Here is a 24315-nt window from a genome sequence, read left to right on the forward strand (position 1 = left end):
TTTCCCTGCGTTGCTGAGGGGGCTACTTTGCGTCGGCGTAGCACTCCACGACGGCTGTGCTGAGCGGGAAGCGGACGGGGGTGTCGCCGAAGACCAGGGCGCGGGCCTCCTCGGCCGCGTCCGTGACGGCTGCGGCGACCTGATCGGCCAGGTTCAGCGGGGTGTGCACCACCACCTCGTCGTGCTGGAAGAAGACCAGATGCGGCCGGTCGGCGCCGGACTCCAGCGCCGTCAGCCGACGGCGCAGCGCGGCGAGCAGGGCGAGCGCCCATTCGGCCCCGCTGGCCTGGATGACGAAGTTCCGGGTGAACCGGCCGCGTGCTCTGGCCGAGCGGCCGCCCGCCTCCCCGGCCGTCTCGGGCGACTCCGTCAGATCGAGCCAGTCGGCGGACGGCGGTGGGCAGGTGCGGCCGAGCCTGGAACGGACGATCCCGCCGTCCTCTCCGGTACGGGCTGCCGCCTCGACGTACCCCATCGCGGCCGGATAGCGGTGGCGCAGGGTGGCCAGCAGCGGGCCGATGTCCCCGCTGGTCTGCCCGTACATCGCGCCGAGCAGGCCGAGCTTGGCCTTGTCGCGGTCGCCCTGGAAGGCGGTGGCGGCCAGTGCGCTGTAGAGGTCGCCCTCGGCGGCGCTGCGGGCCAGCCCAGGGTCCTGGGAGAGCGCGGCCAGCACGCGGGGCTCCAGCTGGGCGGCGTCCGCGACCACCAGGGCCCAGCCCGGATCGGCGACCACGGCGCGGCGCAGGATGCGCGGGATCTGCAGGGCACCCCCGCCCCGGCTGGCCCAGCGGCCGGAGACCACGCCGCCGACCACGTACTCGGGGCGGAACCGCCCGCCCCTGGCCCAGGTGTCCTGCCAGGCCCAGCCGTGCGCGGCATGCAGCCGGGACAGCTCCTTGTAGCGGACCATCAGGCGGGCGGCCGGGTGGTCGATGCTGTTCAACTCCCAGGAGCGGGTGGATCCGAGCTGGATGCCCTGGTCGGCGAAAGCGCGCAGCACCTGGGTGTGCGAGTCGGGGTTGAACGGGCGTCCGCCGAGCGCCTGCTGCAACTCGGCGGCCAGCTCGGCGAGGTGGCTCGGCCGGGTGCCGGGGACGGTCGGGCGCGGGCCGAGCAGCTCGGTGAGCAGCCGGTCGTGGATGTCGGCGCGCCAGGGCAGTCCGTCGGCGGCCATCTCGGCGGCCAGCAGGGCACCGGCCGACTCGGCGGCCACGAGGAGGCGGAAGCGCGAGCGGGCCGCCGGGTCGGCGATGGCCTGGATACGGCGCTGCTGCTCGGCGTGGACGGCGACCACCGCGGTCAGCGGGTCGGTGCCGGGGGGCAGCTGGAGGCGGTCGGGGGCGAAGAGGCTCTCCTGGTCGCCCGGGCCTGCGCTGTCGGGCAGGTCGGCCGGGACGGGCAGCCGGTTGATCCTGGCCCAGGCGGCGCCGAGGGAGCGCGGCGCGCCCCAGGCGCCCTCGTGGCCGAGCAGCAGGGCCTCGACCAGTCGCAGGTCGTGGCAGCGGGCCAGGCGGAGTGGCAGTAGCGGCGTGTACGCGCTGTCGGCGGCGGCCCAGACCCAGCGCGGCTGCTCGGCCGCCTCGCGCTCGGCGACGGCGGTGGCGAGTGCGGGTGTACGGACGGGTGGGCCGAGCGGGCTGCCGTCCTCGGCGAGCGGCTGGAGGCTGCCGCCCGGGCCGTGCGGGTCGGGTACCAGGGCGATACGGGGGGTGGTGCGGGGGGTGGTGCGGGGGACCGGGGCCACGGGGACTCCTCCTCTCGGACGGGCGTTCGCTCGACCGTAGCGCCTGGCACTGACAGTGAGCGGCAGGCGGGGTGGCGGGTCGAAACGGCCGGGGACGCGGTGGTGCCGTGCGAGCGGGGCCCAGGACCCGATCGGGCCGTCGGCATCGGGTCGGCGGGGACGGCGCGCACCGGTCCTGGGCAGGCGTGAAGCCCCGCCGGGAGGGCGTGCGGATCGGTCGTGCGCGGGAGTGCGAATCGCTCGTACGCGAGTGTGCGGATCGGGCCGAGAGGCCCATAGGCAGCCGCCATGACACCGCGTAAGGTTCGGGCAATGAGTGACAATCCCTTCTTCGAGGCCAGCACCCTGGTCTACGAACTTCCTCCCTTCGCCGAGATCCGGGAAGAGCACTACCTGCCGGCCTTCGAGCGAGGCATGGCCGACCAGCTGGCCGAGATCGCCGCGATCGTGGCCGACCCGGAGCCGCCGAGCTTCGACAACACGCTTGTGGCACTGGAGCGTTCGGGTGCCCTGCTGCGCCGGGTGCAGCTGGTCTTCAGCAACCGGGTCGCCTCCGACACCACCCCCGCCCTGGACGAGCTGGATGCCGAGATCAGCCCCCGTCTGGCGGCGCACGCCGATGCCATCCACCTCGATCCGGCGCTCTTCGCCCGGGTGCACGCCCTCTACGAGGCTCGCGACACCCTGGAACTGGACGCCCAGGACCTGCGCCTGTTGGAGCGTCACCACACCCGCTTCGTCCGCGCCGGGGCCAAGCTCTCGGCCGCCGACCAGCAGCGGCTGCGCGAGATCAATGCCCAACTGGCCTCGGACTCCACGACTTTCCGGCAGAACGTGTCCACCGAGACCCGGGCCCGAGCCCTGGTGCTGGACAGTGCCGAGCAGCTGGCCGGCCTGCCCGCCGGTGAGATCGCCTCGGCCGCCGAGAACGCCAAGGCCCTCGGCCGGGACGGCTCGTACGTGCTGAGCCTGAAGAACTACTCCAACCAGCCCGAGCTCGCCCAGCTCACCGACCGCTCGGTGCGTGCCCGGCTGCTGGAGGCCGCGCTCGGCCGCGCCGTCGAGGCCAACGGACCGGTGGCGGTCCGGATGGCCATGCTGCGGGCCGAGCGGGCCGCGCTGTTCGGCCACCCCAGCCACGCCTCGTACGTCGTGGCCGACGAGACCGCGGGCACCGTCGAGGCCGTGGACACCCTGCTGGCCCGTCTGGTGCCCGCCGCCGTCGCCAACGCCGAGCGCGAGGCCGCCGAACTCGCCAAGGCCGCTGCGGCCGACGGCATCACGGAGCTGGCTGCGCACGACTGGGCGTACTACTCGGAGCAGGTCCGCAAGGCCGCCTACGAGGTGGACTCCGCCGCGCTGCGCCCGTACTTCGAGCTCGAACGCGTGCTGCACGACGGCGTGTTCTTCGCCGCGCAGCTGGCGTACGGGCTGACCTTCACCGAGCGCGCGGACCTGACGGGGTACCACCCGGATGTCCGGGTCTTCGAGGTGTTGGAGGCGGACGGCAGTTCGCTGGGCCTCTTCCTCGGCGACTTCCACGCCCGCGATTCCAAGGGTGGCGGCGCCTGGATGAACGAACTCGTTCAGCAGTCCGAACTGCTGGGCAAGCGGCCGGTGGTGGTCAACAACCTCAACATCGCCCAGCCGGCTCCGGGCGAGCCGACCCTGCTGACCTGGGACGAGGTGCGGACGCTCTTCCACGAGTTCGGCCACGCGCTGCACGGGTTGTTCTCCGCCGTCCGCTACCCGCTCTTCTCCGGGACCGAAGTACCGCGTGACTTCGTCGAGTTCCCGTCCCAGGTGAACGAGATGTGGATGGTCCGGCCCGAGGTGCTGGCCAGCTTCGCCAAGCACCACCTGACCGGTGAGCCGCTGCCCGCGGAGCTGGTGGCCAAGATGGCCGCGGCCGAGAAGTTCGGCCAGGGCTTCCGTACGGTCGAGTACCTGGCGGCGACGCTGCTCGACTGGGCCTGGCACACCGTGCCGGTGGGCCAGGAGATCGCCGACGCCCAGGAGTTCGAGGCGCAGGCGCTGGCCAAGGCCGGTCTGGCGGTGCCGGCCATCCCGCCGCGCTACCGCACGACGTACTTCAGCCACATCTTCGCGAGCGAGTACAGCGCGGGCTACTACGCCTACATCTGGTCGGAGGTGCTGGATGCGGACACCGTCGAGTGGTTCCGTACCAACGGCCGTCCGGTGCGCGAGAGCGGCGAGATCTTCCGCGCCGAACTGCTCTCGCGGGGCGGCAGCGTGGGCGCGCTCGACTGCTTCCGCGCCGTGGTCGGCCGGGATCCGGAGCTCGCCCCGCTGCTGGAGCGGCGCGGCCTTGCCGGGGCCTGACCACGCCCCGAAGTGGTGCCGGTCCGCCGCCGAGAACTCCTCGGCGGCGGACCGGAGCAGTGACTAGTTCGCCGGGACGATGGAGAACGATCCGTTCTGCAGGCCGGTCTCGGTGTACTGGCCGCTGTCGATGGCCTGCGGCGAGTACGCGTCGAAGGTCTGCCCGTTCACCGTGACGCCGCTGAAGTCCAGGCTGTCGAAGGACGGGTAGCTCTGGGTCGGCGACTCGATGACCGCCTCGGCGCTCACGTCCTGGGCGTTCAGGCGCTGACGGGTGCTCTGGGTCCAGCCCTTGGTGGTGTCGGTGAGCTTCAGGGTGTAGGTGCCGCTGCCGTTGTAGACGACGCTCGCGGTGAAGCTGTCCCCGGCGTCCACCGGGTTGCTGAAGTACTGCGGCGGTGCCGGGTACATCTCGTACCAGCCGGAGTAGACGGGGGAGCCGCTGGAGCAGTCCACCTGGACGCCGGTCTGCTCCACCGTCTGGGAGCCGTAGCCGTCGATGCCGACCCAGGGGGCGAACAGGTCGTTGGAGGTGTTGCACTGCACCTGCGGCATCGTCCAGGAGCCGCTGATGGTGCGAAAGCCACTGCCCTGGGCGACGTAGCCGCCCCAGACGCCGCCGTCGTAGTTGTACGAGCCGGGGGTGTGGTGGGAGTAGTAGTGCGTGGCCCTCGGGGTGCTCGCGTGGGTGGCGGCACTTGCGGGGGTGGCCAGCGTGGCGCCGGAGACCGCGAGCAGGACAGCCGCCACGGAACTGGCAGTACGCAGTACAGGCATGAAGAACTCCTGTGGGGGGTTGGGGACTTCGGCGGACCGTCGGACCGGTGGGGTCGGCACTCGGCGGATCGCTGTGGCCAAGACTGAGGGGCCGTCGGCACCGGACGGAAGGCAATGAGCGGGTCAGGAACGCGTCATGGCGGGTACATGACTTGCCGGTAGTCCCTTGCTTTCGCCCGCCCGATGCCACAGAGTCGGACTCCGCCTGCGGACTTCTCGCCGGGGGAGGAGTCCGGGAAGGGGGTACCGATGCCGGAGCTCGCTGGGGCCAGATTCGCCGGGTTGGGCATCGGCGCCGACGCAGAGGAGGTGTACCTGAGGCTGCTCGACGTCGGCAGTGCCTCGGTGCACCAGCTGGCCGTCTGGGCCGGTCTGAACGGTGAACGAGCCCTGTCCGCAATGGAGTCGCTGGCCGAGCACGGGCTGGTGGAGCGCCCGGCTCCCGGGCAGCTGCGGTGGACGGCTGCCGCGCCCGACGTGGCGCTCGAAGAACTCCTGCTCCAGCGGGAGGTGGAACTCCGGCGGGCGCGCGGCCGGATCAACGAGCTGATGCGCACCTACCGCCGACGGCAGTCCGAGATGGGCGAGCTGGTCGAGGTGATCAGCGGACGCGAGTCGATCGCCGAGCTCTGGCGCAGCCTGCAGCTGGGCGTACGCGAGCAGTTGCGCGTGCTGGACCGGCCGCCGTACATCCGTCGCACCGATCCGGAGACCGAACTCTCGGTGCTCGGGCGGGGAGTGGCGATGCGCGCGGTCTACGAGAGCCGGGTGCTGCGCGAGCCCGAGCGGGTGGCGGAGATCCGCTCCTTCATCCGGGGCGGTGAACAGGCCAGGGTGCTGCCGGAGCTGCCGCTCAAGCTGGCGGTGATCGACTCCCGTTGGGCGCTGCTGCCGGTGAGCGCGGGTACCGAGTTGCAGAACGTGCTGCTGGTCCGGCCGTCATCGCTGCTGGACGCGCTGATCGGGCTGTTCGAGCTGTACTGGTCGCATGGGATGCGCTTTCCGGCGGTGGCGGACACCGAGGCCGAGCCCCAGGACCGGCACCAGCGCCTGCTCGACCTGCTCGCCGCCGGTCTGACCGACGAGAGCATCGCCCGCCAACTCGGTGTCTCCACCCGGACGGTGCAGCGCTGGGTGCGCGAGCTGATGGACCGCTTCGGTGCCCGCACCCGCTTCCAGGCCGGGATCCAGGCCGCCCGCGCCGATCTGCTCTGACGCCGAGGCGTCAGCCGATCGCCAGGGTGATCTGCGCGCCGGGTCGGGCGGGTGGCAACAGGACCCGGGCCGTACCGGACCGTTCGGCGCCCGGCTGCTCGACCACCACCGCCGAGGCACGGGCGCCGCTGACGGTCAGGTGCGCGCGGCCGGGGTAGCTCCCGGCCGGGAGCACCACCTCCGTCCAGCCGCCGGCACGGTCCGCGGTGAAGGTCAGGCGGTAGACCCCGTCCCGGTAGGACTCGCCGAGGGGGAGGCCGGCGAGTGCGCGGGCGTACGGGCCGAAGGCGGGTTCGTCCCCGCGGGCGGGCTCTCCGTCCGGGCCCAGCGCGCAGTAGCCGCCGTTGCCCCGGCACCAGTACCACATCGTCCAGGCGGTGGCGAAGTCCTCCATCGCGACGACCTGGCGCTGTACCAGCAGCGTGTTGCCCGGGGTACGGGAGTTGGGCGGCCCCCACTCGCCGACCAGGACCGGGAGGTGGTTGGACTGCGGGTAGGCGGTGATGGCGGCCGTGTAGTTCTCGATGAAGCCGTCGGCGGGATCCCAGTCCCTGCCCGACTCCACGGCGGTGTCGTAGAAGTGCGGCGCGTAGCCGAGCCGGGGTGCGCCGGTGCGCGGGTCCGAGAAGGCCGGGAGCCGGGTCGGTACGCCCTGGCCGACCAGGACGGTGGGCTCCACGAACAGCCAGGAGCGGGAGTCGGCCTGGCGCACTGCGGCGACCAGCCGCTGGTACATCCCGGCCAGCCGCCCCTGTTCCAGTTCGGCGGAGGCGGCGGCGAGGACGGCCGGGTCGCTCGGGTCGCCGTCGATCGGTCCGGACGGCTCGTTGAACAGGTCGTAGCCCAACAGGGCGCGGTGGCCGCCGAGTTCGCGGGCGATACGGGTGTAGAAGTCGTCCTGCCACCGGCGCAGGTCCGGGTCGTCGTAGAGATGCCGGAAGGCGGCCTGCACGGCGGGTTGGAAGTACCCGGCGAACCAGTCGTCGGGGTCGGGGGTGAAGGGCAGTCCGTCGTCCCGGGTGGCCCAGAGCGGGATGCCGCGGTCGCCGCCGCCGAACTTCGGCCCGTACACGTCCTGGTGGAAGTCGATGACGGCCAGCAGGCCGTACTTCCCGGCCCAGTCGAGCAGTTGGTGCAGATTGGCCAGCTCGGCCCGGTCGTAGGTGTCCCGGGCGGGCTCCAGCCGGGTCCAGGAGACGGCCACCCGGATCAGTGTGAAGCCGTGCGCGGCGATGGACTTGAGGTCGCTCTCGGTGGTCTCGCCGTACTTGTCCACAGTGAAGCCGCGCAGCTGGAGCGCTCGGCCGCTCCGGTCGGTGAGGACGGTGCGGCCGTCGGCGGTGGTGGCGGTGCCGGTGGGGAAGCGGCTCCGGGCCGGGGTGGTGGAGGGCGCGGGAGCTGCGGCCGTAGTGCCGAGTACGGCGGCGGTGGCGAGGACGAGCGCTGCGACGGTACGGCGGATGCGCACAGGGCACCTCGGGCGGGGGAGGGGTGGTGACCGCCGATGATGCCCCACGGTCACGGGCCGCACAAGAGGTGAGTCGGACTCGCGTTCCGTCAACTCCGGTGTGGTTCTGCGGGTTTCACTCCATCGGGCCGCCACTGGGAGGCGCCACCGGGAGCTGCGCCATGGCCGAGGGCAGCACTGCGGCTGCGGCCAGCCGGCCCCAGAGCAGGTCGGCCAGCGCCCGCACCATCCGTGGGCGCGGGCAGGGCCGCTGTTCCAGCCACCAGTCGCCGGCCGCCAGCACCATACCGGTGATCGCCCGGCCCCAGGTCTCGGAGAGCAGCGGGCCGTCGGCGCCGAGGTCCACCTGGACCTGCACCGCCTTGGTGATCTCCTCGGCGATCTGCCTGAGCGCGGGTGCCAGCGCGTTCCCGGCGCCGGTGGGGTCGCCGGGCTCGGGATGGGTCAGCAGCCGGTAAACCTGCGGCCGGGACTCGATCGCGGCGAGGTAGATGTCCAGGACGTGCTCGACCCGGTCGCGGCGCTCCAGCGGCTCGTTCAGTGCCGCCCTCATGGCGTCCAGCAAGCCGGAGGTGTGACGGTCGGTGAGGGCCTTGATGAGGCCGTTCCGGTCGCCGAAGTGCCGGTAGAGGATGGGCTTGGTGATGCCGGCCTCGGCGGCGATGGCGTTCATGCTGGCGCCGGGGCCGTCGCGCTGGACGACCCGGTCGGCGGCGTTGAGCAGCTGCTCGCGACGGGGTTCTCCGGTCGGCGGGTTGGGGGCGGTCGGCACGGTGCTGGCTCCTGGGTGCGGGCGTGGTGCGCGGGCGGTGGCGTCGGTCCCGGGCGTTCGGGGGCGGTGCGCCAAGGCGTTGACATGCATTACCAATCAGTAGCAGACTCCGGCAGTGTTACCGGAGGTAACACCCCCAGTGGCGTGGGCAGTCCCGTTCACCAGGCACCTGCCGGACACTCGTCCGGCACCCCTGACCGGAGGCAAGAAACATGAGCACCCTCTCCCTCGACCCCGGCGCGGACCAGCTCGCCGTGCGCGACTGGCTGCACGGCTTCGCCGCCGACGTGATGCGCCCGGCCGCCGCCGAGTGGGACGAGCGGGAGGAGACCCCCTGGCCGATCATCCAGGAGGCGGCCCGACTCGGCATCTACTCGCTGGACTTCTATGCCCAGCAGTACTTCGACCCCTCCGGTGTCGGCATTCCGATCGCGATGGAGGAACTCTTCTGGGGCGACGCCGGGATCGGGCTCGCCATCGTCGGTACGACGCTCGCCGCCGTCGCGGTGCTGGCCAACGGCACCGACGAGCAGATCGGCACCTGGGCGCCGCAGATGTTCGGCACACCGGACGACGTCAAGGTCGCCGCGTTCTGCTCCTCGGAACCTGACGCAGGCTCGGACGTCTCCGCGCTGCGTACCCGGGCCGTCTACGACGAGGCCAAGGACGAGTGGGTACTGAACGGCACCAAGACCTGGGCCACCAACGGCGGAATAGCCTCCGTGCACGTGGTGGTGGCCACCGTGGATCCGGCGCTCGGCGCGCGAGGCCAGGCCTCGTTCGTCGTCCCGCCCGGCACGCCCGGCCTCTCGCAGGGCCAGAAGTTCAAGAAGCACGGCATCCGCGCCTCGCACACCGCCGAGGTGGTCCTGGACGGAGTACGGGTGCCGGGCCACTGCCTGCTGGGTGGCAGGGAGAAGCTCGACGAGCGACTGGCACGGGCCCGCGAGCGGGCGGCCCAGGGCATCGGCGGAGGTCCGGGCAAGGGCGGTCCGGGCAAGGGCGGTTCGGGCGGGAACGCTGCGATGGCGACCTTCGAGGCGTCCCGTCCGGCGGTCGGCGCGCAGGCGATCGGCATCGCCCGCGCCGCGTACGAGGTGGCGCTCGACTATGCCAGGACCCGGGTGCAGTTCGGCCGTCCGATCATCGACAACCAGGGTGTGGCCTTCACGCTCGCCGATATGAAGACCCGCATCGACGCGGCCAGGCTGCTGGTCTGGCGGGCCTCCTGGATGGCCGCGAACAACCAGCCGTTCACCTCGGCCGAAGGCTCGATGTCCAAGCTGTACGCGGGCGAGACCGCGAAGTGGGTCACGGCGCAGGCGATGCAGATCCTCGGTGGCAACGGCTTCACCCGGGAGTATCCCGTCGAGCGCATGCACCGCGACAGCGCCATCTACTCCATCTTCGAGGGCACCAGCGAGATCCAGCGCCTCGTCATCGCCCGCACCATCTCGGGCGTGCCGATCCGCTGAGAGCCGTCTGATCCCCGACGGGGAGTGGCAGACATGAGCCCAGCTCATGTCTGCTGACGTCAGCGGTGCCGGGCGGGATCAGAATCTCGGCTCGCGGCGCTCCAGGAAGGCGGCCAGCCCCTCGCGGGCGTCCGGGGCCTGACGCGACTTGCGCTCCCACGGAGCCACCGCCGCCCGGGCGTCGGCCGGGTGCGCCGCAGCCAGTACGGCCTTCGCGGCACCGATGGTCTGCGGTGAGCGCCGGGCCAGGAGGCGGGCGAAATCCATTGCGCGCGCGTCGAGTTCGCCGTCCGGCAGTACCTCGTCCACCAGGCCGAAGCGCTCGGCCCGCTCGGCCGTCACCAACTCCCCGGAGAAGAGCAGGTACTTGGCACGGGCCGGTCCCACCAGACCGGCCAGCCGGAGGGTCGGCGCGGCCGGATAGACCACGCCCAGCTTGGCCGGGGTGATCCCGATCCTGGCCCCCTCGGCGGCGAACCGCAGATCGCAGGCGACCGCCAACTGACATCCCCCGCCCACGCAGTGGCCGTGCACAACCGCGATGGTCGGATGCGGGAAGGCGGCCAGCGCCTCCTCGGCCGCCACGTTCACCGCGTGGTACGCGTCGGCCCGGTCCGGCCTGCCGTACACCTCGGAGAGTTCGCCGATGTCGGCGCCCGCACTGAACGTCCCACCCGCACCGGTCAGCAGCAGCGCCCGGACCGACGGCAGCGCCGCCAGTTGCTCCAACACCCCTGGCAGGGCCTGCCACATGGCAAGCGTCACGGCGTTCCGGCGCGACGGGCGGTCGAGCACCAGGACGGCGACGCCACCCTCCTCGACAGACGCGCGCAGGCCGTCCACCCCGGTGTCGACGGCACCGACCATGCCGAGGAGCGATGAGTACTCGGCGCCTCGATCGTGCTGGGACAACGCAACCTCCGGGGTCGTAGGGCCGGCGCTCACCCTTCCGCAGCGGGTCGATGCGCACCCTTCCGCAGCGGGTCGGCGTTCACCCTTCCACAGCGGGAGCCCCGGAAGCCACGGCGGTGACTGTGATCTCCACCAACTGCCCGGTGTAGCCGAGGCAGGCGACGCCGAGCAGCGTCGAGGTGTGCGGCCCCTCGGCGAGACCCGACGCGTTCACCACCTCCCAGACCTCGGACAGCGGGCCGGGCTCGGCGGCCACCACGTAGACGGTGCTGGCGACCACCTGCGGCAGGCTGCTCCCGGCCGCTGCCAGGGCCGTCTCCAGGTTGGCCAGCACCTGCCGCGTCTGCGCGACGTGATCGCCGGGACCGACCAGCTTTCCGTCGGCGTCCAGCGGCACCGAACCGGCCAGGAAGACCAGCCGTTCACCCGCCTCCACCACGGCGGTGTGCGCGTAGCCGGGTGGCGGGAACAGGGCCGGGACGGTGCGGTGCCGGGCCATCGGCGCTCCTCCGATCGGGGATCAACCGACCGATCATGTGCCGGATGCTGTCTCCGCGTCACCTGGTTTTCGCCGGCCGTCCGCGGCCCGGGCGCCGGTGCCTCGACCCGGGCCCGCCGGTCGGCCGCCCGGGCCGATGAGCCGGCCGCCCGGGCCTACGAGTCGGCCGCCCGGGCCTTGGACCACTCGTGGGCGAGGATCGACCAGATCTCCTTGTCGTGCCGGATCCCGTTGTGCGGGAAGTACTCGCGCAGCACGCCGTCCAGGCGCATGCCCATCCGCTGGGCGACCGCCCTGCTGCGGGCGTTGCGGCTGCTGCTCCACCACTCGACCCGGTGCATCCCTCGTTCGACCAGCGCGTAGTCGATCAGATGCCGGACGGCCGCGCCGATCAGGCCATGCCCCTGGCCGGCGGCCTCCGACCAGACACCGATCTCGCAGTTGCCCGAGACCGCGTCGAAGTGCACGAACATCACCCCGCCGACCAGCGTGCCCGCGCGCCAGATGCCGAAGATCCGGCCCGTGTCGGTGGCCTGCTTGTCGGCGTAGCCCTGGAGGGTGGCGCGGGCCGAGGCGAGATCGGTGGACCGGGACGCCCACGGGATCCACGGGTCGGTGTTGGGCCGCGCGCGATCAATGTGGGCCAGGAACTCGGCAGCCTGCCAGGGTTCGAGCGGGCGCAGCTCGGCGTCGTCGGCGAGGGGTATCGCGTACACGGGGGCCTCCGGGGCTTCGGGCGTCGTGGGGTGGGGTCTCGGTCCCGTACGGGGGTCTGGAGCGCGGTGACTTGAGGCGGCTCAGGGCGGCCCAAGGTACATAACAAACGTTTGGTAGGTACCATAGCGCGCATGACGCCTGCCCGTGGAGACCATGACGCCCGACGGATCGAGGTCTCCGAGGCGGTATGGCGGGTGCTGGCCGAGCGGGGATTCGGCGGGCTGACGCTGCGCGCGGTCGCCGCGGAGATGCGGGCCACCACCGGACTGCTCACGCACTACTTCCCGAACAAGCGGGCGCTGGTGGCGTACGCCCTGGACGTCCTGGAGCGGCGCTCCGCGGACCGGCCGCGCCCGGCGGTGGCGGCGGCCGTGGCAGCGGTGTCCGGAGCATCCGGGGCATCGGGGGCGGCCGAGGTGTCCGAACGGGCGGCGGCCGAGGCCGCAGGGACGGCGGCGGACGGGGTTCCGGCACTGGCGATGCTGCGGGCGGTCCTGCTCGACATCCTGCCGCTGTCGCCGGACAGCAGGGCCAGCAACCGGATCTGGGTCGGTTCCTGGGACGTGGCCCTGGCCGACCCCGAACTGGCGGCCGAGCATGCCGAGCGGTACCGGCGCTCGCGGCGGCGGATCGCCGAGTTGGTCGCCGAGGCGCAGCGACACGGCGAACTTGCCCGGAAGCCACCGGCGGAGGAAGTGGCGGCGGCTGCGCAGAGCTACGTGCTGGGGCTGGTGGTGCAGGCGCTCCTCGCGCCGCAGGAGTTCTCGTCGGAGCGGCAGACGGCGCTACTGGACGCCTACCTCGGAGCGCTCCGTACCGATGGGGGCGGCTCGGCCTGAGGGCGGCTGCGGCCTGGAGCGCGCCCCCGTGCCTGCGGCTGGTGTGGCCGATGGGGCGACTGGTGGTGCCCCCAGCAGGATTCGAACCTGCGACCTACCGCTTAGAAGGCGGGTGCTCTATCCGCTGAGCTATGGGGGCGTTACAGGACGGAGTCAGCCCGGTAGGGCTTCAGCCGACTTGGGGTCCGCCGGTGGGCTCGCGTTGCCGACCGGCTGTTCCGGGACAGGATAAGGGTCCCCAGATACTCCGCCGAGTCTTCGGGCACCGCTACGGGTGTGTCGACCCGGTGGAGCGGTCCGATAATCGCAGGTAGAGGCTGTGCGTGCAGCGCTCTGACGCGTTCTGGCGGCGGACGTTGTGCAGTCGTTACGGGGCTGAAGCCCCACCCGTTATGGATTCGATGCGAAGAATCCGTGTCGGCACGGGCGAGAGGGGGGCGCATTTGGGTTCCTTCGGTCGGATGACATGGACGGACGCGCGAGCGGACCACCCGTTCGGGGCTCGGACACCTGCGCGTGGCTTGTCCTGACTTGTCATGGCCTCGTGATGCGATGCCGAGCTCGGTCGTTTTCTGTCTCCGATTCACTCCGGAGAGTTACCTCGGTTATCCACAGGGCTCACTTATCCACAGGATTTCGGTGGGGGGTGGTGGGGATTTCCCGTTATGGACACTCTTCCTCTGCGACGGCGATTCCGCTTCGTTATTCATGATGGACGGAGAGTGTTCCATGAACGAGACCTTGGTGACGATGGTCGGAAATGTCGCATCGACCGTGAGCTATGCGGAAACTCCGGCCGGAGTCCCGGTGGCCAACTTCCGAATGGCGGCGACGGAGCGCCGGTACGACCGGAGTGCCGGTGACTGGGTGGACGGCGACACCAACTGGGTCACGGTGGTGGCGTGGCGCTGGCTGGCGGCCAATGTGGTGAGCTCGCTGAGCAAGGGTGATCCGGTCGTGGTGAGCGGTCGGCTCCGGATCCGGGAGTGGGGCGAGGAGGGCAAGCGGCGCTCTGCCGTCGAGATCGACGCCCGGGTGGTCGGCCACGATCTCGCGCGAGGTACCGCGGCGTTCCGCTGGGCGGTCCAGGCCAGACCGGAGTTGACCACGGGGCGCCCCTCCCGGGAGGGGGTCCCTGCGGTGCCGGACTGGATCGTCGCGGCGGTCGAGGCCGGTGGCGGTGGCGCCGACAGTGCTGAGGGGGCCGGTGGGGCGACTGCGGCAGTTGGGGCGGGGGAGGCGAGTGTGCCCGAGGGTGACCGCGCAGGTGCCGATCGGCTGAGTGTCGCCTGAGGCGGCGTTCGGCGGGGCGGCCAACTTCCTGGCGGCGGAGGCGTGCTTCGGCAAAGGGCGTTGATTGACACTCGGAATCTGGTTGTCCGTCAAGTTCGCTCAAGTATCAGCCCCTTGATAACAATATAGATACGGAACTGTCTTGGTTCGGCATGGAGGTTTGCGTGGGTCGGCTGGTCAATAGGATGCGTCTGGTTCACACAAGTGCAGCGGCGCCACAGGGCGCGTCGCATTGCAAGGCGGGCTGCCATCGGCACGACCCAGCCCGGAGGGATCATTCATGTTCCACAAGCAGGGGCGAGCTGTCTCCCGCGTAGGTGCTGTCATGCTCGCGACGAGTGTGGCGGTCGGCGGGGGCATGATCACGGCAGGTGCGGCTGTCGCGGCGGGCTCGAACATCTCGGGTACGACGGCGGTACTGGCCCCCGGCCTCAAGAACGGCGAGGCCATCAGGATCATCGGTGACAAGGAGATGGGCCTGGTCGAGGGCGGCATCATCCAGCTGAAGACGAGCGAGGGGCAGACTCTCGACACGTACTGCATCGACCTGCACAACCCGACCAAGGAGGGCACGACCTACCAGGAGACCGCCTGGGACTCGGCGCCCGTGCTCAAGGGCAAGACCGAAGCGGTCGGAAAGGTCCGCTGGATACTCCAGCACTCCTTCCCCAAGGTCAGCGTCGACCAGCTGGCGAAGGACGCCGGCATCCCCGGTCTGAGCGCCGACGACGCGGCGGCCGGTACCCAGGCCGCCATCTGGCACTTCTCCGACGGCGCCAACGCCGTCCCGGAGCAGGCCAAGGCCAAGGTCCTGACGACCTATCTGGAGGGGCACGCGGTCCCGCTGGCCGAGCCCAGCCCGACCCTCAGCCTCTCTCCCAGCACCGTCTCCGGGAAGAGCGGCAGCCAGCTCGGCCCGATCAAGGTGACCACCAACGGCGCCAGTGTGGACCTCGCCGTCGATGGGACCGACAGCAAGGCCGGGCTGACCATCACCGATCAGAACGGCAAGCAGGTCAAGAGCGCCAAGTCCGGCGACACGATCTTTGCCAAGACCGCCGCCGGTGCACCGGCCGGGACCGCGACCATCAAGGCCAGCACCACCGCAGAGGTCTCGGTCGGCCGGGCCTTCACCGGGATGGGCGCCGAGGGCAAGCACAGCCAGACGCTGATCCTGGCCGGTTCGCAGCCGGTCACCGTCACCGCCTCCGCCTCGCTCAGCTGGACTCCGGCCGGTTCGACCACGAGCAGCCCGACGCCGACGCCCACGCCGACCGCGGGTGTGGGCACCGGCGGCACCACCGGTGGTTCGACCGGCGGTGGTCTGGCCTTCACCGGTGGCGGCAGCGAGACCCCGTGGCTGGCCGGTATCGCCGGTGCGCTGCTGGTCGCCGGTGGCGGGGCGGTCTTCGCCCTGCGCCGTCGTGGTCGTCACGGACGCACCGCGGCCTGACGCGTATCGGTCCGGCGCACCTCGGCGCCATGGGCTCGCGTGCCGGATCTCGCGTGCTGGATCCCGCCTCCCGGAATCTCGGTCCGCGTACCGAGATTCCGGGAGGCGGCGCCGCCCGGGACGGCAGGGGCGCGAGCACCCCTCCGCAGTGCTGAGGGCTGGGCTGCTGAGGGCTGAGCCAGGTCCCGTCCCCCGCACCGTGCGGGGGGCGGGACCGGGTCGTCTCCGGGGCCGGTGAGGGCTGGGCCGTTCGGGGACGCGGCCGCGGTGCGGCAGAATGGAAGGCTGCAAGCCGAATACTCACGACGACGCCGGAGCGATCTCACGTGGCGGAATTCATCTACACCATGCGCAAGCTGCGCAAGGCACACGGCGACAAGGTGATCCTTGACGACGTGACGCTCAACTTCCTCCCCGGGGCGAAGATCGGCGTCGTCGGCCCCAACGGCGCCGGTAAGTCCACCGTGCTGAAGATGATGGCCGGTCTTGAGCAGCCCTCCAACGGCGAGGCGTACCTCTCGCCCGGCTACACGGTCGGCATGCTCCTCCAGGAGCCTCCGCTCGACGACTCCAAGACCGTCCTGGAGAACGTCCAGGACGGCGTCAAGGAGGTCAAGGGCAAGCTCGACCGGTTCAACGAGATCGCCGAGCTGATGGCGACCGACTACTCCGACGAGCTGCTCGACGAGATGGGCAAGCTCCAGGAGGACTTGGACCACGCCAACGCCTGGGACCTCGACGCCCAGCTGGAGCAGGCCATGGACGCCCTGGGCTGCCCGCCCGGCGACTGGGCCGTCACCAAGCTCTCCGGTGGTGAGAAGCGCCGCGTCGCGCTCTGCAAGCTGCTGCTTGAGGCCCCCGATCTGCTGCTGCTCGACGAGCCCACCAACCACCTCGACGCCGAGTCGGTGAACTGGCTGGAGCAGCACCTGGCCAAGTACGCCGGCACCGTCGTCGCCGTCACCCACGACCGGTACTTCCTGGACAACGTCGCCGGGTGGATCCTGGAGCTCGACCGTGGCCGGGCGCACGGGTACGAGGGCAACTACTCCAAGTACCTGGAGACCAAGCAGACCCGTCTCAAGGTCGAGGGCCAGAAGGACCAGAAGCGCGCCAAGCGCCTCAAGGAAGAGCTGGAGTGGGTCCGCTCCAACGCCAAGGGCCGGCAGGTCAAGTCCAAGGCCCGTCTCGCCCGTTACGAGGAGATGGCTGCCGAGGCCGACAAGATGCGGAAGCTGGACTTCGAGGAGATCCAGATCCCGCCGGGCCCGCGCCTTGGCAACATCGTCGTCGAGGTCAACAACCTCTCCAAGGCCTTCGGCGAGAAGGTCCTGATCGACGACCTCAGCTTCACCCTGCCGCGCAACGGCATCGTCGGCGTCATCGGCCCGAACGGCGCCGGCAAGACCACGCTCTTCAAGATGCTGCTCGGCGAGGAGCAGCCGGACGGTGGCACGGTCAAGATCGGCGAGACCGTCAAGGTCAGCTACGTCGACCAGGGTCGCGCCAACATCGACCCGAAGAAGACCCTGTGGGCCGTCGTCTCCGACGAGCTCGACTGGATCAACGTCGGCCAGGTCGAGATGCCGTCCCGCGCCTACGTCTCCGCGTTCGGCTTCAAGGGCCCGGACCAGCAGAAGCCGGCCGGCATCCTCTCCGGTGGTGAGCGCAACCGTCTGAACCTGGCGCTCACCCTCAAGCAGGGCGGCAACCTGCTGCTTCTCGACGAGCCGACCAACGACCTCGACGTCGAGACCCTCTCCTCGCTGGAGAACGCCCTGCTGGAGTTCCCGGGCTGCGCCGTGGTCATCTCCCACGACCGCTGGTTCCTGGACCGAGTGGCCACCCACATCCTCGCCTACGAGGGCGACAGCAAGTGGTTCTGGTTCGAGGGCAACTTCGACTCGTACGAGAAGAACAAGGTCGAGCGGCTCGGCGCCGACGCCACCCGTCCGCACCGGGCCACCTACAAGAAGCTGACCCGAGGCTGACACCCAGGCGCAACAACGGCCCGGCAGACCGCCCCAGGGTGGCCTGCCGGGCCGCCGCCCGTAAGCTACCGGCGGGTAACCGGATTTGAGGAGAACGCTCGTGGCACGCCACATCTACGCCTGCCCCCTGCGGTGGTCCGACATGGACGCCTTCGGGCACGTCAACAACGTGGTCTTCCTGCGCTACCTGGAGGAGGCCCGGATCGACTTCATGTTCACCCAGGCCGCCGCGGCCGGAGCCGGGGAGTTCGCGGGCGGCTCCGTGGTGGCGCGTCACGAGATCGACTACAAGCGGCCATTGGTCCACCGACCTGCGCCGGTGACCGTCGAGACCAAGGTGACCAAGATCGGCGGCGCCTCGCTGACGGTCTCGTACGAGATCAAGGACACCCACGAGGACGGCACCGAGACGGTCTACGTCAAGGCGTCCACCGTCGTCGTCCCCTATGACCTGGCAGAGGGAAGACCGCGTCGGATCAGCCCGGTGGAGCGGGAGTTCCTCAGCCGCTTCATGGACGGTGCGGACGACGTGGACGGCAGCGAAGCCGGCAAGGCCGATGCCGTTGCGGCCGTCGTCTAGGCAGCCGCAGCCGCAGCCGGACCGACCGCCCACCCGACCCCATCAGAGTGAGCTGATCCGTTGAGCACGCCCGTCCGCCTGGTACTCGCCGATGCCGGGGAGGCCGCCGACCTGGCCGCCTTCCTGGTCCGCCTGCTGCGCTTCGACCGGGCGGCGGCCGTGCGCCTGCAGGCCGTCCGTACGGCGGGTGCGCCGGAAGCCGCAGGTGTGCTGGCAGTGTTCGGGCGGCTGCCACTGGGCGGTTCCGGGGCGCTGGCGATCCGTACGGCCAGGCTGGCCGAGTTGGGCGAGCAGACCGATGTCACCGTCTCGGCGGGCCAGTTGCTGGAGTCCGTCGACGAGCAGGTGAACACCGTGCTCGTCCCGGCCGCCGTGACCGGGCCTGCGTGGGCCGGTCTGCTGCCGCCCAGGACCGGTTGGCAGCTGCTGGCCGAACCGCCCGGGTCCGAGGTCTTCCCCGAACTGATGGCGGCTGTGCAGGAGTTCAAGGAACGCAGCGAGGCCGTCCCCGAGCACCATCGCACCCGCAGTGTGCTGGACGGCCTCGCCGACGAGATCTGGTCCCGTCCGCTGACACCCGCACCCGAGCTCCCGCTGCGGGCGGTGCACGCCGCGTATGTGATGGGGTTCCTGCGGCCCGCCGTGCCGCTCACCGTCCACCGGGCCGGGGGCTGGCTGCGGTTGAGCGCTCCAAACGGATCGGTCGCCGTGCGCAGCGCCGCCGCGCCGGGGGCCGGCCTGGGCCTCAGCCCGCTGCGCTGACTGTCCCCGCTGTGGACCGGCCCCGGTGCCGGCCGGTGGCCGTCAGCCCGGGGTGTTGATCATCGAGGCGGCTGCATACGTCAGGTAGTCCCACAACTGGCGCTCGGCGTCGGCGGGGAGCTGCAACTCGTCCACGGCCACGCGCATGTGCTTCAGCCAGGCGTCGTGGGCGGCGCGGTCCACCCTGAACGGCACGTGCCGCATCCGCAGTCGAGGGTGGCCACGCTCGTTGCTGTAGGTGCGCGGGCCGCCCCAGTACTGCATCAGGAAGAGGGCCAGCCGCTCCTCGGCCGGGCCGAGGTCCTCCTCGGGGTACATCGGCCGCAGCAGTTCGTCCTCGGCGACTCCCTGGTAGAACCGGTGCACCAGCCGCCGGAAGGTCGGCTCGCCGCCGACCGCGTCGAAAAAGGTCTCCTCGCTGAGCGTGCCACGTGGGATGTCATTCACCTGACCATGGTCGCAGACGGCCGAGGGGGCCGTACACCGTTCTATCGGCGTACGGCCCCCCGTCCCGATACGACCCCGTCCCGCTACGGCCTCCGGCCTCCGGCCGGCGCGCACCAGGTGGGGGCCGTCGAGCTGCGCGTTACGCGTCGTCCCAGTTGAAGAAGCGCGAGGCGATCGCGGTCATCACGACCGCGAACACCAGCAGGCCGCCCATGGACGGGAGCACGTCCATCACGCCGCCGCCCATGCTGAGCACCGACTTGGCGGAGGTGATCAGGTAGCGGAGCGGCAGAGCGTGCGAGACGGTCTGCAACCAGCCTGGCGCGAAGTCCAGCGGGATGAACGCGCCGCCGAGGAAGGACATCGGCAGAATGATGATCTGGTTGAGACCGTTCGCCGCCTCCTCGGTCTTCGCCACCGCACCGGTGACCAGGCCGATCGACATGAAGGCGATGGTGGCGCAGACGACCAGCGGCACGATCAGCCACCAGTTGCCGGTCAGCTTCAGTCCGAAGTACGGCATGCTGGCGACCGCCAGGAACAGCCCGGTCTGGGCGAGGGCGACTGCCACGCTGACGCCGACCCGGGCGCCGACGATGGCCACCGGAGAGACGGGCGTCAGCCGCAGACGCCGAAGCACGCGCTTCTTCCGCCAGTTGACCAGGGTGAACGAGGCTCCGTACACGGCACCCATGGCGATCGCGTAGCCCATCAGGCCGGGCGCGATGTACTGGATCGGCTTCAGCGAGTTGTCCTCGACCTGGCTGGCCGCCAGGGTGAACGCCGGTGCCTTGCCGGAGGCCTGCTGGTTGGCCGACTGGACGACGGAGTTCAGGATGGCCTGCACGCTGCCGGCCTTGACCTGGTCGGAGACGCTGAAGCGGAGGACGACCTGGCCGTCGGGCCCCGAGGTCACCAGCCCGTCCAGCTCGCCCTTGCGCACCTTGGTCAGGGCGGTGTCCTGGTCCTGTTCCTGGTACTTGGTGATCTTGAGGATCTTGTCCAGCTCGGCCTGCTGCTCGCCCTGCGCGTGGTCGAGCAGCTGTACCGCACCGACCTGGGCGACCTTCACCTGCGGCGAGCTGGAGGTCTTGTACAGGCTGCCGAAGAGCAGCAGGAACAGCAGCGGCAGGATCAGTGTGAAGAACAGCGTGCCGCGGTCCCGCAGAAAGCCGAGCAGCATCACCCGGGAGAGGCCGGCAAAGGCGCTGACCCGCTCCTGCTCCGCCGGGGCCTTCCCCGTGGGGGCCTGCTGTGCCGTGGCCGAGTTCGTACTCATGCCCGGTACTCCCGTCCGGTCAGCTGGAGGAAGACGTCCTCCAGGGTGGCTCCGCGTACTTCCAGGCCACGGAGGGCGTTCTGCTCGGCGAGTACCGAAAGCACCGGCGCCGGAGCGCGGGTGGAGACGGAGAGCGAGGCCCCGTTGTCCTCCAGGTTGGCGATCTCGGCCCCGGCCGTGCCGAACAGTTCGCGCGCCCGCGCGGCCGTGAGCTGGCCGGACTCGACGCTCACCCGCACGGTGTCGTCGATCTCCCGGACCAGGGCCGTCGGGCTGCCGGTCTTCAGCACCTTGCCGTGGTCCATCACCGAGACCCGGTCGCAGAGCACCTCGGCCTCGTCGAGGTAGTGGGTCGTCAGGACGACGGTGCGGCCCTCGGAGTTGATGTCGCGGAGCAGGTCCCAGAGATTGCGGCGGGCCTGCGGGTCGAGTCCCGTGGTCGGCTCGTCCAGGAAGACCAGCTCCGGGTCGTGCGCCAGTGCGCAGGCGATGGAGAGCCGTTGGGCCTGGCCGCCGGACATCTTGTCGGTGTGGACCGAGGCCGAGTCGGTGAGGCCGACCCGTTCCAGCATCGCGTCGGCGCGCTTGGGGCCGACGCCGTAGAAGGAGGCGAAGGTGCGGATCGTCTCACGGGCCGTCAGCTTGTTGAAGAAAGCCGAAGCCTGGAACTGCACGCCGATGCGCGGCAGCAGCTTGGTGTTGCGCGGCCAGGGCGACAGCCCCAGCAGCTCGACGCGGCCCTCGTCGGGCTCGCGGATCCCCTCCAGGATCTCCAGAGTGGTGGTCTTACCGGCCCCGTTGGGCCCGAGTATTCCGTAGAACTCGCCAGTCTCGACGGTGAGTGACACCCCGTCGACAGCCTGGACATCCCCGTACCGCTTCCGGATTCCGTCCGCGGATATAGCTGCAGTCATGCCCTGAACCCTAGGGGTTCGGGGCATGACTGTGGAGATCGGTCACCATCAGTTGAAGAAAATCTGAGGGTGGGGCCCAATTCGCGAAGGGCCCCACCCGGCGGTTCCGTCAGGCGCGGTGCAGGGTGATCGTCGTCCAGGCGCCGATGTGGACGCGATCACCGTCGGTCAGCGGGATCGCGGTGTGCGGGGGCACCGGATCGGAGCTGCCGTTGACCGTGGTGCCGTTGGTCGAGTCCTGGTCCACCAGCACCCAGCTCCCGTCGGCCTGTTCGGCCAGCAGGGCATGCTGGTGCGAGGCGCCGGGATCCTCCGGAGCGACCGACAGGTCGATCTCCGGCACGGTGCCCCGGTGCTGGCTTCGCCGGCCGATCCGCAGCTGTCCCCGGCCGGTCAGCGGGATCCGGCGCTCCGGGCAGTACGGCGGGAAGAACAGCCCGGCGGCCTCCGGTCCACTGCGCGCCATCATGTCGGTGAAGTAGTCGCGGTCGGCGCTGACTACCGCTATCCACGTGGTGCGGGTCGGCTGCGGCGGCGCGGTGGGCGCGCCCCCGGGCGGCGCGAGGCGGAAGGACGTCCCGAACTCGTCGCCCGGCGCGGTCGGTCCGGGCTGCGCGTACACCGGTCCTGTCCGCTCGAAGCCCTCCTGGTCGGGGAACGACGAGGCCGACTCGAAGGGCCTCGCGCCCTCGTACGGCCTGCCGCTCTCATAGGACGCGCCGCCCTCGTACGCTGCGCCGCCCTCGTACGGCGACCCCTTCGTGAAGGGGTCGGCGTTCGCGAACGGGTCCTGCTTCGCATAGGGGTCGTTCTCGTACGGCCCCGCCTGCTGCTGGGCGTACGGGTCGCGCTGGGCGTAAGGGTCGGCGGGCGGAGGCGCCGGAGGCTGGTAGGGGCTCGGGGCCGGCGGTGGCGGCGGGGCCGGCGGCTGGTACGACGCGGGTGCGGGCGGCGGGTAGCCGTAACCGCCGCCCTGGGGGCCGGCGCTCGGCGGGGCCTGGCGGTGCTGCCGTCCCGAGGGGGCGGAGAGGTCGTAGTCGTACCCGCACTCCTCGCAGTACCGCCCGGTCTGCGGAGTCCGGCAGATCGGGCAGGTGACCAGTCCGGCGGTCGGCTCCGGCCGACCGGGGGCCGGCGGAGGGGCCATCGGGGACGGGTGCGGGGAGGCCGGAGGCGGGACGTGACCACCCATCGGGGCCATGGGCGGAGCCATCGGGTGGCCCATCGGCGCACCGGCCGGGGGCGGGACGGCGGCACCGGGCCCGCCGTGCGCGCCCGGAGCGCCGTAGGGAGCCGAGCCCGGGACCGCGAGGCCGGGCGGCGGAGTCATCGGGAAGCCGCAGAAGTCGCACCAGTCCTCGGCCTGCGACTCGTGGCCCCTAGGGCAGATCGGCATCAGTTCCCCCACATTTCGGCAGCTCCGCCAAGCTCAGCTGAACCGGTCACTTCTTCACCCGTACCGTCTTGGTCGACCGGGTCTCGAGAGTCATCGAGTCGGCCTCACTCACGTTCTTACGGAACCGAACCGTACCCTCCTTGGCGTCCACCACGTCCACCACCTTCTGCAGCAGCCTGAACGTGCCTTCGTTCCCGATCTCGTGGGCGAGCCGGACCGCCGCGCCCAGCTTGGCGGTGGCGTGGTCCACGTCTCCGGCGCGGTGGGCGGCCATGCCCTCCTGGATCGCGGCGGAGAGCTCGGCCTGGCCGGTGTAGTGGGCGACCTGGGAGTTGATCCGGGTGGAGGAGGCCAGGTCGTCCGTCCAGACCGCCCTGACCAGGCCCTGGGAGAGCACCTCGGAGGTGCCGTCGGGCTGTGGCAGGACCAGGCTGACCCGGGCGGCGAGCATCTCGTTGCCGACGGCGGCGGCCGGTACCTCGATACAGACGTGGTAGTCACGGCTCTCGTCGCCCCAGGAGCCGGTCGGGTAGTCCCCGGCTCGTGGCCCGGCCCCCTCCCGGCGGCCGGTGAGGTCCTCGACCGACGGAGCGACCTGCTTGACGTACTTCAGCACGGCGTTGGCCGGGGTCCAGATCCGCAGTGCCACATCGGCGACCTGCTTGGCCATCGTCTTCTCCATCATGCTGCGGAAGTCCTCGGCCAGACCCGAGGGTTCCGCGACGATGTCCACGGTGCCGAGCAGCGTGGAGGAGATCCGGCGCAGCTCGTCGACGTTCCAGTCGGTGCCGACGCCCCGGCAGTCCACGGTGAAGCTGCCGGTGACGGTGTCCAGGACGCGTTGCAGATCGGCGGGCTTCTCGTGCTCGTTGCGGCCGTCGGTGAGCAGGATGCCGTGCCGGATGGCGATGTCGGGCCGGGTCTCGAACAGCCGGTGGGCCCGGGACAGCCAGGTGCCGATCGCGGTGCCCCCGCCCGCGTCGAGCTTGCGCAGGGCCTGTTTGGCCTGCTCCCGGGTGGCGCGGTCGGCGACGGCCAGCCTGCCGTTGCCCGGGTACACCTCGGTGGCCTGGTGGGTTCCGGAGACCACGGCGAAGGCGACACCGTCCCGCAGTGTGTCGATCGCGACCGCGGTGGCCTCCCTGGCATTGCGCATCTTCTCGGCGGGGTAGTCCATCGACCCCGAGCAGTCGACCATGACGACCACCGCGGCGGCGGCCTGCGGACCGCCTGCCGCTGACGTGCCGTCGGCGGCAGGCCGGCCGCCCGAGGTGCCGCCGCCGGTTGCGGTGACCGTCACGATCGCGTTCACCTCGCGAGCACCGTCCGCCAGGTACTCGTTCTGGAAGATGTCGACGCTGAAACCCGGGTGCGACTTGGACGAGGTGGTCATCGCTGCTCCTGTCGAGCGGTGAGTGAGTCGAGCCGTGCCTGACGTT

General features: G+C 70.9%; 21 protein-coding genes and 1 tRNA gene. 9 read left to right on the top strand and 13 right to left on the bottom strand.

The annotated features are described in order from the left end of the window. Positions 1-22: 22 nt before the first annotated feature. The gene (locus tag P3T39_RS23705) at positions 23-1744 is read right to left on the bottom strand and encodes a bifunctional 3'-5' exonuclease/DNA polymerase (RefSeq protein ID WP_280700766.1); all 1722 of its coding nucleotides are present in this window, start codon (positions 1742-1744) and stop codon (positions 23-25) included. A 312-nt stretch (positions 1745-2056) separates the two neighbouring features. On the opposite strand from P3T39_RS23705, the gene P3T39_RS23710 reads away from it, so the two are divergent. Beyond that, a complete protein-coding gene (locus P3T39_RS23710) occupies positions 2057-4087 on the top strand; it encodes a M3 family metallopeptidase (RefSeq protein WP_280700768.1) in 2031 nt (676 codons plus the stop codon). Between the two features lie 63 nt (positions 4088-4150). Here P3T39_RS23710 and P3T39_RS23715 read toward each other — a convergent pair whose 3' ends face one another. Then, the gene (locus tag P3T39_RS23715; RefSeq protein WP_280700770.1) at positions 4151-4864 is read right to left on the bottom strand and encodes a G1 family glutamic endopeptidase; all 714 of its coding nucleotides are present in this window, start codon (positions 4862-4864) and stop codon (positions 4151-4153) included. A 249-nt stretch (positions 4865-5113) separates the two neighbouring features. Here P3T39_RS23715 and P3T39_RS23720 point away from each other — a divergent pair, with 249 nt between their 5' ends. Beyond that, on the top strand, positions 5114-6079 hold the full coding sequence (locus P3T39_RS23720; RefSeq protein ID WP_280700772.1) for a helix-turn-helix transcriptional regulator: 966 nt from the start codon (positions 5114-5116) through the stop codon (positions 6077-6079). A gap of 10 nt (positions 6080-6089) precedes the next feature. Here the strand turns inward: P3T39_RS23720 and P3T39_RS23725 are convergent, their stop codons facing one another. Beyond that, entirely contained in the window at positions 6090-7547 is a 1458-nt protein-coding gene (locus P3T39_RS23725) for a cellulase family glycosylhydrolase (RefSeq protein ID WP_280700775.1), read from the bottom strand. A 115-nt stretch (positions 7548-7662) separates the two neighbouring features. Continuing rightward, positions 7663-8319, bottom strand: a complete 657-nt coding sequence (locus tag P3T39_RS23730) for a TetR family transcriptional regulator (protein ID WP_280700778.1) — start codon at positions 8317-8319, stop codon at positions 7663-7665. 212 nt (positions 8320-8531) lie between these two features. Here P3T39_RS23730 and P3T39_RS23735 point away from each other — a divergent pair, with 212 nt between their 5' ends. Further along, complete coding sequence (locus tag P3T39_RS23735; RefSeq protein WP_280700780.1) at positions 8532-9794, top strand: acyl-CoA dehydrogenase family protein; 1263 nt, start codon at positions 8532-8534, stop codon at positions 9792-9794. 78 nt (positions 9795-9872) lie between these two features. On the opposite strand, the gene P3T39_RS23740 is transcribed toward P3T39_RS23735, so the two are convergent. From P3T39_RS23740 to P3T39_RS23750, 3 genes are all read right to left on the bottom strand, one after another. Next, a complete protein-coding gene (locus P3T39_RS23740; protein WP_280700894.1) occupies positions 9873-10661 on the bottom strand; it encodes an enoyl-CoA hydratase/isomerase family protein in 789 nt (262 codons plus the stop codon). Positions 10662-10785: 124 nt separating this feature from the next. Next, positions 10786-11205 (bottom strand): RidA family protein, encoded by a 420-nt coding sequence (locus tag P3T39_RS23745; RefSeq protein ID WP_280700782.1) that lies wholly within the window; start codon positions 11203-11205, stop codon positions 10786-10788. Positions 11206-11360: 155 nt separating this feature from the next. After that, the gene (locus P3T39_RS23750) at positions 11361-11921 is read right to left on the bottom strand and encodes a GNAT family protein (RefSeq protein ID WP_280700783.1); all 561 of its coding nucleotides are present in this window, start codon (positions 11919-11921) and stop codon (positions 11361-11363) included. A gap of 132 nt (positions 11922-12053) precedes the next feature. Between P3T39_RS23750 and P3T39_RS23755 the strand changes: the two genes are divergently transcribed. Continuing rightward, positions 12054-12761 (top strand): TetR/AcrR family transcriptional regulator, encoded by a 708-nt coding sequence (locus P3T39_RS23755; protein ID WP_280700785.1) that lies wholly within the window; start codon positions 12054-12056, stop codon positions 12759-12761. A 63-nt stretch (positions 12762-12824) separates the two neighbouring features. On the opposite strand, the gene P3T39_RS23760 is transcribed toward P3T39_RS23755, so the two are convergent. Then, positions 12825-12900, bottom strand: a tRNA-Arg gene (locus P3T39_RS23760). A 590-nt stretch (positions 12901-13490) separates the two neighbouring features. Here P3T39_RS23760 and ssb point away from each other — a divergent pair. From ssb to P3T39_RS23785, 5 genes are all read left to right on the top strand, one after another. Continuing rightward, positions 13491-14054: a single-stranded DNA-binding protein gene (gene ssb / locus P3T39_RS23765; protein WP_280700787.1), complete on the top strand. Its 564-nt coding sequence runs from the start codon at positions 13491-13493 to the stop codon at positions 14052-14054. 325 nt (positions 14055-14379) lie between these two features. Then, positions 14380-15507, top strand: coding sequence for a thioester domain-containing protein (locus P3T39_RS23770; protein ID WP_280700789.1), 1128 nt, complete (start codon positions 14380-14382; stop codon positions 15505-15507). Positions 15508-15833: 326 nt separating this feature from the next. Beyond that, positions 15834-17498 carry an energy-dependent translational throttle protein EttA gene (gene ettA / locus P3T39_RS23775; protein WP_280700791.1) on the top strand — a complete coding sequence of 555 codons (1665 nt, stop codon included), beginning with the start codon at positions 15834-15836 and terminating at the stop codon, positions 17496-17498. A gap of 100 nt (positions 17499-17598) precedes the next feature. Beyond that, positions 17599-18078, top strand: coding sequence for a thioesterase family protein (locus P3T39_RS23780; protein ID WP_280700793.1), 480 nt, complete (start codon positions 17599-17601; stop codon positions 18076-18078). A 60-nt stretch (positions 18079-18138) separates the two neighbouring features. Then, positions 18139-18840: a hypothetical protein gene (locus P3T39_RS23785; RefSeq protein WP_280700794.1), complete on the top strand. Its 702-nt coding sequence runs from the start codon at positions 18139-18141 to the stop codon at positions 18838-18840. 42 nt (positions 18841-18882) lie between these two features. Here the strand turns inward: P3T39_RS23785 and P3T39_RS23790 are convergent, their stop codons facing one another. The 5 genes from P3T39_RS23790 to P3T39_RS23810 all read right to left on the bottom strand — a co-directional run bounded on the left by P3T39_RS23790 (position 18883) and on the right by P3T39_RS23810 (position 24269). Beyond that, positions 18883-19287 (bottom strand): globin, encoded by a 405-nt coding sequence (locus P3T39_RS23790; protein WP_280700796.1) that lies wholly within the window; start codon positions 19285-19287, stop codon positions 18883-18885. A 139-nt stretch (positions 19288-19426) separates the two neighbouring features. Continuing rightward, positions 19427-20566 (bottom strand): ABC transporter permease, encoded by a 1140-nt coding sequence (locus P3T39_RS23795; protein ID WP_280700798.1) that lies wholly within the window; start codon positions 20564-20566, stop codon positions 19427-19429. Then, positions 20563-21480 carry an ABC transporter ATP-binding protein gene (locus P3T39_RS23800; RefSeq protein WP_280700800.1) on the bottom strand — a complete coding sequence of 306 codons (918 nt, stop codon included), beginning with the start codon at positions 21478-21480 and terminating at the stop codon, positions 20563-20565. Before P3T39_RS23800 ends, P3T39_RS23795 begins: the two co-directional genes overlap by 4 nt. A 109-nt stretch (positions 21481-21589) precedes the next feature. Further along, on the bottom strand, positions 21590-22876 hold the full coding sequence (locus P3T39_RS23805; RefSeq protein WP_280700805.1) for an FHA domain-containing protein: 1287 nt from the start codon (positions 22874-22876) through the stop codon (positions 21590-21592). Positions 22877-22922: 46 nt separating this feature from the next. Continuing rightward, the gene (locus P3T39_RS23810; protein ID WP_280700807.1) at positions 22923-24269 is read right to left on the bottom strand and encodes a VWA domain-containing protein; all 1347 of its coding nucleotides are present in this window, start codon (positions 24267-24269) and stop codon (positions 22923-22925) included. Between the last annotated feature and the right edge of the window lie 46 nt (positions 24270-24315).

Origin of the sequence: Kitasatospora sp. GP82, from assembly GCF_029892105.1 — a bacterium.
Taxonomy (GTDB): Bacteria; Actinomycetota; Actinomycetes; order Streptomycetales; family Streptomycetaceae; genus Kitasatospora.

Excerpts from the sequence above, each read along its gene's own strand:
- ssb (WP_280700787.1), top strand. The coding sequence starts at position 13,491 with ATGAACGAGACCTTGGTGACGATGGTCGGAAATGTCGCATCGACCGTG.
- P3T39_RS23810 (WP_280700807.1), bottom strand. The coding sequence starts at position 24,269 with ATGACCACCTCGTCCAAGTCGCACCCGGGTTTCAGCGTCGACATCTTC.
- P3T39_RS23740 (WP_280700894.1), bottom strand. The coding sequence starts at position 10,661 with ATGGTCGGTGCCGTCGACACCGGGGTGGACGGCCTGCGCGCGTCTGTC.
- P3T39_RS23800 (WP_280700800.1), bottom strand. The coding sequence starts at position 21,480 with ATGACTGCAGCTATATCCGCGGACGGAATCCGGAAGCGGTACGGGGAT.
- P3T39_RS23710 (WP_280700768.1), top strand. The coding sequence starts at position 2,057 with ATGAGTGACAATCCCTTCTTCGAGGCCAGCACCCTGGTCTACGAACTT.
- P3T39_RS23795 (WP_280700798.1), bottom strand. The coding sequence starts at position 20,566 with ATGAGTACGAACTCGGCCACGGCACAGCAGGCCCCCACGGGGAAGGCC.
- P3T39_RS23770 (WP_280700789.1), top strand. The coding sequence starts at position 14,380 with ATGCTCGCGACGAGTGTGGCGGTCGGCGGGGGCATGATCACGGCAGGT.
- P3T39_RS23720 (WP_280700772.1), top strand. The coding sequence starts at position 5,114 with ATGCCGGAGCTCGCTGGGGCCAGATTCGCCGGGTTGGGCATCGGCGCC.
- P3T39_RS23745 (WP_280700782.1), bottom strand. The coding sequence starts at position 11,205 with ATGGCCCGGCACCGCACCGTCCCGGCCCTGTTCCCGCCACCCGGCTAC.
- P3T39_RS23805 (WP_280700805.1), bottom strand. The coding sequence starts at position 22,876 with ATGCCGATCTGCCCTAGGGGCCACGAGTCGCAGGCCGAGGACTGGTGC.
- P3T39_RS23755 (WP_280700785.1), top strand. The coding sequence starts at position 12,054 with ATGACGCCTGCCCGTGGAGACCATGACGCCCGACGGATCGAGGTCTCC.
- P3T39_RS23715 (WP_280700770.1), bottom strand. The coding sequence starts at position 4,864 with ATGCCTGTACTGCGTACTGCCAGTTCCGTGGCGGCTGTCCTGCTCGCG.
- P3T39_RS23735 (WP_280700780.1), top strand. The coding sequence starts at position 8,532 with ATGAGCACCCTCTCCCTCGACCCCGGCGCGGACCAGCTCGCCGTGCGC.